The organism is Intestinibacter sp., from assembly GCF_034113885.1.
GTDB lineage: Bacteria > Bacillota > Clostridia > Peptostreptococcales > Peptostreptococcaceae > Intestinibacter.
The window spans coordinates 1-8,962 of the sequence record NZ_JAXEWM010000232.1 but is presented as its reverse complement, the minus strand read 5'-3'; the positions used below and the strand labels follow the sequence as shown (position 1 = coordinate 8,962).

At 29.7% G+C, this 8,962-nt stretch carries 9 protein-coding genes; all 9 read right to left on the bottom strand.

Annotated elements, in window-relative coordinates:
• Positions 1-711, bottom strand: a 711-nt coding sequence (gene hisF, locus SPD90_RS14025; RefSeq protein WP_320925636.1) for an imidazole glycerol phosphate synthase subunit HisF, incomplete at its 3' end; no start/stop codon positions are given.
• Complete coding sequence (hisA, locus tag SPD90_RS14020; RefSeq protein ID WP_320925635.1) at positions 705-1,418, bottom strand: 1-(5-phosphoribosyl)-5-[(5-phosphoribosylamino)methylideneamino]imidazole-4-carboxamide isomerase; 714 nt, start codon at positions 1,416-1,418, stop codon at positions 705-707. The genes hisA and hisF, both read right to left, overlap by 7 nt.
• Position 1,419: 1 nt before the next feature.
• Entirely contained in the window at positions 1,420-2,028 is a 609-nt protein-coding gene (gene hisH / locus SPD90_RS14015) for an imidazole glycerol phosphate synthase subunit HisH (protein ID WP_320925634.1), read from the bottom strand.
• Positions 2,028-2,606: an imidazoleglycerol-phosphate dehydratase HisB gene (hisB, locus tag SPD90_RS14010; RefSeq protein ID WP_320624543.1), complete on the bottom strand. Its 579-nt coding sequence runs from the start codon at positions 2,604-2,606 to the stop codon at positions 2,028-2,030. The genes hisH and hisB overlap by 1 nt, the downstream gene beginning before the upstream one ends.
• Positions 2,607-2,627: 21 nt before the next feature.
• Positions 2,628-3,659, bottom strand: coding sequence for a histidinol-phosphate transaminase (gene hisC / locus SPD90_RS14005; protein ID WP_320624544.1), 1,032 nt, complete (start codon positions 3,657-3,659; stop codon positions 2,628-2,630).
• Positions 3,660-3,690: 31 nt separating this feature from the next.
• Complete coding sequence (gene hisG, locus SPD90_RS14000) at positions 3,691-4,341, bottom strand: ATP phosphoribosyltransferase (protein ID WP_320624545.1); 651 nt, start codon at positions 4,339-4,341, stop codon at positions 3,691-3,693.
• Between the two features lie 11 nt (positions 4,342-4,352).
• Positions 4,353-5,300: an ATP phosphoribosyltransferase regulatory subunit gene (locus SPD90_RS13995; RefSeq protein WP_320624546.1), complete on the bottom strand. Its 948-nt coding sequence runs from the start codon at positions 5,298-5,300 to the stop codon at positions 4,353-4,355.
• A 414-nt stretch (positions 5,301-5,714) separates the two neighbouring features.
• Positions 5,715-6,767, bottom strand: coding sequence for a Fic family protein (locus tag SPD90_RS13990; protein ID WP_320624547.1), 1,053 nt, complete (start codon positions 6,765-6,767; stop codon positions 5,715-5,717).
• A 270-nt stretch (positions 6,768-7,037) separates the two neighbouring features.
• On the bottom strand, positions 7,038-8,690 hold the full coding sequence (locus SPD90_RS13985; protein WP_320925633.1) for a M20/M25/M40 family metallo-hydrolase: 1,653 nt from the start codon (positions 8,688-8,690) through the stop codon (positions 7,038-7,040).
• Positions 8,691-8,962 lie beyond the last annotated feature (272 nt).

Here is an 8,962-nt window from a genome sequence, read left to right as displayed (position 1 = left end):
GTTTATTTTTATTTCGCCAAAGTGGAAAACTGAAGCTGCAAGTATTCCGTCTGCATTTGCTTCTTTAGCTGCTTGTACAAAGTGATCCATTTCTCCTGCACCACCTGATGCTATAACTGGCACATTTACAGCAGCTGTTATTTTAGATAATAATTCTATATCGTATCCGTTTTTCATACCGTCTTCATCTATACTGTTTACAACTATTTCTCCTGCGCCTAGCTCTACACCCTTTATAGCCCATTCTATTGCATCTAGGTCAGTTTTTTCTCTTCCACCTTTTACATATACACTCCAAGAACCTTCGTCGTTTTTCTTAGCATCCATTGATAATACTACACATTGTGCTCCGAATTTTTCTGAAGCTTCTCTTATAAGCTCTGGATTTCTAACTGCTGATGAGTTAACTGAAACCTTGTCAGCACCTTGGTTAAGTATATTTGTAAAGTCGTCTATGCTGCTTACTCCACCACCGACACTAAATGGTATGTTTATTTGTTCAGCAACCTTGCTTACGAATTCTAGTGAAGTTTTTCTCTCTTCATTAGATGCTGTTATATCGTAGAAAACTAATTCGTCAGCTCCACTTTCACTGTAGAATTTTCCTAAAGTAGCTGGATCATCTACATCTTGTATATCTTTAAATTTTTTACCTTTTACAACTCTTCCGTTTCTAACATCTAGGCATGGTATTATTCTCTTAGTTAACATAAATCTAGTACCTCCTTAAGATCTATTCTGTTATCATAAAGTGCCTTACCTATTATTGCACCGTACATGTTCATATCTAGTAATCTTTTTATATCGTCTATTGAAGTTACTCCACCTGATGCTATTATATCTAGTGAAGTCTTCTTAGATAATTCTTCGTATATATCGAAGTTTGGCCCTGAAAGCATACCGTCTTTTGATATATCTGTGTAGACTATAGTTTTAACTCCTATTTGTTCAAGCTCTTTACATAAATCCACTGAATCTATGTCGCTTACTTGTTCCCATCCATGAGTTGCTACTTTTCCATTTTTAGCATCGATTGAAACTACTATTTTACTAGCTCCGTATTTATCTATTAATTCTTTTAGTAATGCTTTATTTTCTATAGCCATAGTTCCAACTATAACTCTGTTTATTCCTAAATCTAAAAGCTCTTTAACTCTATTTTCGTCTCTTATTCCTCCACCTACTTGTATTGGAACATCGACTGCCTTTGCTACCTTTGCTAGAGTAGCATCATTTATTCCGACTTCATCTCTTGAGCCATTTAAATTTACTACATGTATAAATTCAGCTCCATATGAAGCCCATTTTTTAGCCATTAATGATGGATCTTCTCCATATACATTTACTTTATCGAAATCTCCTTGAGTAAGTCTAACACATTTATTGTCTTTTATATCTATTGCTGGAAAAATTATCATCTTAATAAATCAACTCCTTATATGCTTTTAATATATCTGCTCCGACTTGTCCACTTTTTTCTGGGTGGAATTGTAATCCATATACGTTTCCTTTTCTAACAAGTCCTGGTATTTTCTTGCCGTATTCTGAATAAGCTACTAGTTCTTCATTTGAAGAGTTTGCATAGTATGAGTGAACATAGTAAACGTAATCGTCTTCTTTTATGTATTTTAATATTGGATCGTCAGCTTTTTCAAATTTTAAGTTGTTCCATCCCATGTGAGGAACCTTTAAATCTATATCTAAAAAGTCTACAGAACCTTCTATTAGTCCAAGTCCTTCGTGAGTTCCGTATTCTGTACCTTGTTCATACATTATTTGCATTCCTAGGCATATACCTATCATGAATTTACCAGTTTTAGCATATTCTCTAATAGGTTCAACTAATTCTAATTCTCTTAATTTCTTCATAGCATCTCCAAAAGCTCCAACTCCTGGAAGTATTAGTGAATCTGCATTTTTTATTTCATTTAAATCTTTAGATAATTTTGTTTCTATACCTGCACGATTAAATCCTCTGATTACAGATCCTAAATTTCCTAAACCGTAATCTACTATAATATTATTCATTATAAAACCCCCTTTGATGAAGCAACTTCATCTGAAATTATTTCTATTCCTTCTTTTAATGCTCTCGCAAAAGATTTAAATATTGCTTCTATTTTGTGATGATCATTTTCACCATACAATAAATTGATATGTAGTGTAACTCTAGACTCGTTTACGAATGCTCTGAAAAATTCCTTTACCATTTGAGTAGTCATATTTCCGACTCTCTCATCTGTAAAATCAGCATTGAAAACTAAAAACGGTCTGTTGCTTACATCTATACTAGTTCTAGCTAAAGCTTCATCCATTGGAATAAATACTGTAGAGTATCTTCTTATTCCGCGTTTATCTCCTAAAGCTTGTTTTACACATTCCCCTAATGCTATTCCTATATCTTCAATCGTATGATGATCATCTACATAAGTATCTCCATTACACTTTACCTTCATGTCAAATTTCCCATGAAATGCCATAAGTGTAAGCATATGGTCGAAAAATCCAACTCCAGTATCTATATCGGCTTTTCCTGTTCCATCTAAATTTATCTCTACTAAAATTTGAGTTTCTAGTGTGTTTCTCTCTACTTTATAACTTCTCATATTTTTCTCCTAAATCTTTTATTACATAATGCTTTTAAATGCTTCTAAGAATTTTTGATTTTGTTCCTTTGTTCCAATTGATATTCTGTAATATCCGTCTAATTTTCCACTGAATTTTCTTATAAGAACGTCTTTTTCAACTAATTTCTTTTGTAAGTCTTCTATATCGCTTTTGAAGAAAACAAAGTTTGCACCTGATTTATATGTTTTTACATTTAAATCAACTAAAGCGTTGTAAATTACTTCTCTTTGTTCCTTTACGTCTTTTATATAGTCGTACATTCTTTCTTTTTGTTCTAAGGCCTTAGTAGCTATATATGCTGATAATGAGTTTAGATTGTATGGTGCTCTGACCTTTTCTATTGAAGTTATTAAGCCTTCATTTGCAACTATATATCCTGCTCTTATTCCTGCTAGTGAAAATGCCTTTGATAAAGTTTTTACTATTAATAAGTTGTCGTATTCCATAACTTCATCTATTAGAGATTCATCTGAAAATTCCATATAAGCTTCGTCTAAAGCTATAAGAGCATCTGTGCTTTTTACTATTTTTCTAACTTCATCTTTTGTAAGAAGTGTTCCTGTTGGGTTATTTGGATTGCATAGTATAACTAATTTTGGATCGCTTTCTTTGATTTCTTCTATTATGCTATCTACATTTAATACGAAATCATCTTCTGCCTTTGCCCCTATGTATTTTGCACTGAATACTTGAGCGTAAATTGAATACATACTAAATGTTGGGTCTAAGCTTAAAATTGTTTCATCTTTATCTACAAAAGTCTTTATACATAAATCTAGTAATTCACTTGATCCATTTCCTACTGTTATGTTTTTAGGCTCATATCCTACATAAGCATTTATTGCCTTTTTTAAATCTGTATATGAATCATCTGGATAGTAATTTAATGTTATATCACTATTTGCAAGATTTTTTAATAAATCTAGGTAAAGCTCGCTGTTTCCTTCATTTGCATCTAATTTAACTGAACATACTGTTGGGTTTGTAACATATGGTTCTAAACTTCTTATACTTTCTTTTTCTCTATTCATAATTATCGCTCCTCATCTTTTAATTTAAATCTTATTTATAATCTGTACTTTTAACTGTTGAATCGAATAAATCTATTATTTTTTGAATTTTGTCGTAATTGAATTTATAGCTAACTCTATTTGCAATTATTCTAGCGCTTATATCGAATAAGTCTTCATAGACTTCTAGTCCATTTGCCTTTATTGTGTTTCCTGTTTCTACTAAGTCGACTATTACATCTGATAAGCCTACTATTGGTCCTAATTCTACTGAACCATTTAATTTTATAATATCTATCTTTTGGCCTCTAGCTTTAAAAAATTGTTTTGCTATAACTGGGTATTTAGTAGCTACCTTTAGATTTTCAGATGTAAGATATTTTTCTTTTTTGCCCTTCATACCAGCTACAGAGAATTTACATTTTCCAAAGCCTAGATCGTATAATTCGTATACTTCACTTTCATTTTCATTTTCAAGTATTGTATCCTTTCCAACTATACCTAAATCTGCAACTCCCTTTTCAACGTATGTCACGACGTCACTAGGTTTAACGTGAATATATGTTATATGGTTTTCTTCATCTGTAAATATTAATTTTCTAGAATCCCTATCTATCCATTTCTCCATATTTAAGACCTGAAGTCTTCTATAGATGTCTTTTTCTATTCTTCCCTTTGCTATTGCTATTGTTAAATTGTCCATATTTCCCTCTCCTATCTGTTAATAGCTTCCATTAATGCATCAAAGTAAATTGTAAATCCTATTGCAGGAACTCTTCTTCCAAAAGATTCTGTCATCTGATCGTATCTACCACCGCTTAGTATTTCTTTATATAAATTTCCAAAATATCCCTTCATCATTATTCCATCGTAGTAATCTAATTTTGATACCATTGATAAATCAAATAATGTGTATTTATCTAGGTCTTCCTTTGATATTAAAGTACTTATTGTGTTAAGCTGTTGTATACCTTTTTTCATTCTATCATTTGTGAAGTATTTCTTTGCTTTTTCTGTTACTTCTTCTAAAGTACCTCTAATAGTTAAAAGATTTAACATTACTTCTTTTAATTCCGGTCTTATATCTAAGCTATTTGCAAATACTTCTAATTCAGGTTTATTTTTTCTGTATAATAACTTTTTAAATTCTCTTTCCTTTTCTTCACTTATATTTAATTCTTCTACAAATCCATCTATATAATTTCCACTACCTATTTCAAGTAAAAATTTATCTGTAAATTTTCTAAATATATTAAATGCTAGGTTTACAACTTCTCTATCCGCTTCTATTGATGGCTCTCCTAAATATTCACATCCAAATTGTCTGCATTGTATAATTCCATCGTTGTCTTTTTTGTTTTTATAAACTGTTGAATGATAAAATAATTTTAAGCTTAAGTCGTCTTCCCATCTAGGAATTAAATTCTTCATAAGGCTTATTGTTATATCTGGTCTTAAAACCATTACTTTATTACTTATAACCTTTACCATTGATTTTGTAGATATATTTTTATCTACCTTTGTTATTTCATCGTATTCTTCAAATATATCCGGTTTAATTTGTATAAAACCAGCATCTACAAAAGATGACTCTATTTCTTTTGTAAGTTCATATCTTTTCTTTTCAAAATTTAATTCGTCTTGAATTCTTAAAAATTTCATTTAATCACCTGTATACCTTTCTGTCTAATTTATTTTGATAAATAAAAAACCATGTAGGCTTTTACCTACATGGTTTAGTGATTTCTCTACCATCATAGACTCAAGCCTTTAAGCTAACACAAATAGGGCTTGCATCTATGAAAAACTTTCTTCATATTACAATCCCTAAGAGCTATGATGGTGATGATGATTTAATTTTTCTATTGTAATTATATTAAATTGTCTATTTCTTAAATTCATCTTCCCATTCCTCCTAGTTATTTTTTAATTTAATTAAAATTATGATTATATATTCAACAATATATACTATATTTACCAATTTCTGTTGATACTATAGATAATAATACAAATATTTAGAATTTGCAATAATTTTTTAACTATTTTTAAATATTAATTTTTTTTTATAGTGAAAACCTATACTCTCCTCCATTTAGCACTTCTTCCCTTTGCCACAACTTCAATCTTACCGCTTTTTCTCAAGTTGTTGAAAACTCGGTTTATTGTAGGCTCTGGTATGTCTGGGCATTGGAGTCTTATGTCGTCTTTTGTAAAATAACCTAATGTCGAATTTACTATTTTTTCTATTCTCTTAGTCTTAGTCTCCTTTTTAATTACATTTAAATTAAGTTCTTCACCTAAAGTTTCGTATCCCTCTAATACAAATTTCAAGAAATACTCCAACCATTTATTTACATTGTAGTAGAACTTGTCTTTATCGTTTTTTCTAGTGAATAAACCTTTAAAATATATTTGTGTCTTTTCATCGTAAAGTTTTCCTAAGCTAACGTATTTTCCTACTTCATATCCATTTTTATTTAGTAGAAGTACTGTAAGCAATTTAGCCATCTTTATATTGTTTTCTGGAAAAGGCGATATCAGTATAAAATCCAAAATAAATGAAGCTATAATTATCAAATTATCTATTTCATTTTCCATAATTAACTTATTGTATTCTGTGCATAAATCATCTATGTATTTGTCTAATCTGTCTTCAATATTTTTTCTAATCAATATCCCATGGTTGTTAAATGTCTCTTCTCTAAAAAAGTCAGTTTGTAAAAAATCATTTTCCTCAGTTCTATATTTTCCCCCTCTTACTAAAGAAAAACGATGCAAATATCCATGAAGTTCAAGTATTGTCTGTGAACTTATTCTCATATCTTCATAAGCATTATTTACTGTTTTTAAAATATCTCTAAATTCTACTACACTTACCTCTTCCCTAGTTTTTGGTTTTAGCTCTCCTGAAAATATTTTTCTAAAATCGTCTTGTTCCAAAAAAACATTTTCACATGAGTCAATAGTAAAATTTAATAGTGCTTCTTCTGTCAATTTTTCTAAAACCTCTTTTGGCTGCTTTTTATAGATAATTTGCTGTCCTTTGCTCTCATTTATAGCTGATAGCATTTTAACAATCTTCATATTGACAGGCATATCTAGCAATTTTTTCCCCATAATATATTCCATAAAATCACTCCAAACCTAAAAATTAGACTTTTTAATATATAATTATCTCATTTTGACTTTATTTTATCATATTTTCAACCTTCTTACAATTTCATACGATTTTTACCATTTATCTATGTATTTTAAAAAACATTTGTTTTTTTGAAAAATAAATAAAAAAACAAAGTAAAATAGTCAAATTTAACTAATTTATTTTATTTTACTTTGTTTTTCTTTATTCTTGTTTATTATAATTTCTTTTCAATATAAAAATTTTTTAATTTAACTTTGTTACAAAATATGCACAATATTTTCTATTAAATTTCTAAAAATCACAGGCACTTTCTCAAATGAGTAATCTACTAGTATTCTTTCTGTCCATTTATGTGGATCCTTTCCATGTGCACCAAAGCTGAATACAGGCAGATTTAATTTTTTGATTTCGTCAAATGGAATATCGTAATTATAGCCAAGAGAAGGCATATTAGGCTTCAAGTACTTGATTACCTCTTCTGAATCCCTCAAGCTAAAATAGCTCAAATCAGATAGACCTTTAAAATATCTCTGCGTATTTATCTCTTCATCTAGTTCTTTTTTTGCAAAACTTTGAACATTTTCGACTATTTTCTTTACTAGACAGTAATTTTCGTCATCTTCCTTTGCACCTACGCTAGGGTAATAAGGTGGAGCGAAGAAAATAACTATCATCGGATCTTTTTCTTTTATATACTTACTGACAAAATCTACTATCTTACTGCATACATCTCTTTCGTCTAGAGATTTATCCTTTATCCATATTTTTATATTTTCTTTTAAATCGAGTTCAAATTTTTCTCCGTATTTTTTATAAGCCTTTTCGTATATTTCATCAAATGTAAATACGTTTATATTTAAATTTTGGTCTATCTTTATTTTATTTCCAAGATCTTCGTATTTTTTTCTAGATTGATTTACTAGATTTATAGTGTTTTCGGCTGATTTTTGACAAAGCGATTTTATCTCATTTACTATTTCAAAAGGTCTTTTTTCAAATACCTGCAAATTATAATACATAATAGATGATTGTGGCATCTGAACGTTGTAGACTTTTTTGCTGTCCTCATATTTTAGGCAAGTCGGCGGCATAGTGTACTCATTTTCTACCTTTTCACATAAATCCACGTTTAATTCTAGGTTTTGGATAATTTGTGAAGATATTAAATTCGTATTAAGTCCACACATGCTTTCACCTACATGCACCTCTACTCCAGTTGAATAAACTCCTAAAAGCAGTTTACCACAGCTTCCAGTGTATATGTATTTACCGTCGTCTCCTGGATAATTTCCAAAATCTGGCTCTGCGTTTAATACAGCTACAGGTTTTAAATTTTCCTTTTCTATGATTTTATTTAAAAGTGGAAGTGCTTTTATAAGCCCCTTAGAATTCGATTCCTCATCAGGTACTGTTACCATAAGTAAATTTCCCTCAAAATCGTCTCTCTCTGAATAATATTCCAAAGTGGCAATCTCCATCGCAACACCCATTTTCATATCCATTATACCTCTTCCAAAGAGATACTTTTGAGATAATAAATCGTCCCTTGACTCCTCGTCTAGTAGTTCTATATTTTCTTCTAGAACTCTAGTATATTCATACGGCTTTAATATAAAGTCTTTAAAATTTCCGGCATTTTCTATATCTGCTGTATCTATATGACCTATCAGAATAACAGTTTTATCTGTCTTTTTTTTAGATTTATATAGAGCACATAAGAACGTCCTTCCTAAATCATCCTCTACGTCTCCGATATATATGTTGTTTGGATTTTTTTTGAAATAATCTATCTCCATAAGCTTTTTACTGACTAATTCTATACCATATTTTTCATCTGAAGTAGATGAAATTGTCTTTTCTTTTACTAATTCCAATGTCAAATTTAAAAGCTCTTCTTTTGAATTATACATAAAAGTCCCCCCTGTTTTTAAATATCATAATACGCAAATTAATATATCTTATTCACCTATCAAATTATAAATTCGACTTTCTTTTTCTAAAATAAACCTCTTTTGATAGAAAATATCTGCATACTCAAGAACCGTTACTGAAAACTTATAAAAATCTATAAAAAATTATAAAATTTTATGTTTCATTCCTTTTTCAACGTATCTGTTTTTGCTATAAATAAATTCATAGCTACTTACATTTGATATAATACTCCAAAGGCTTAAATTCCCGA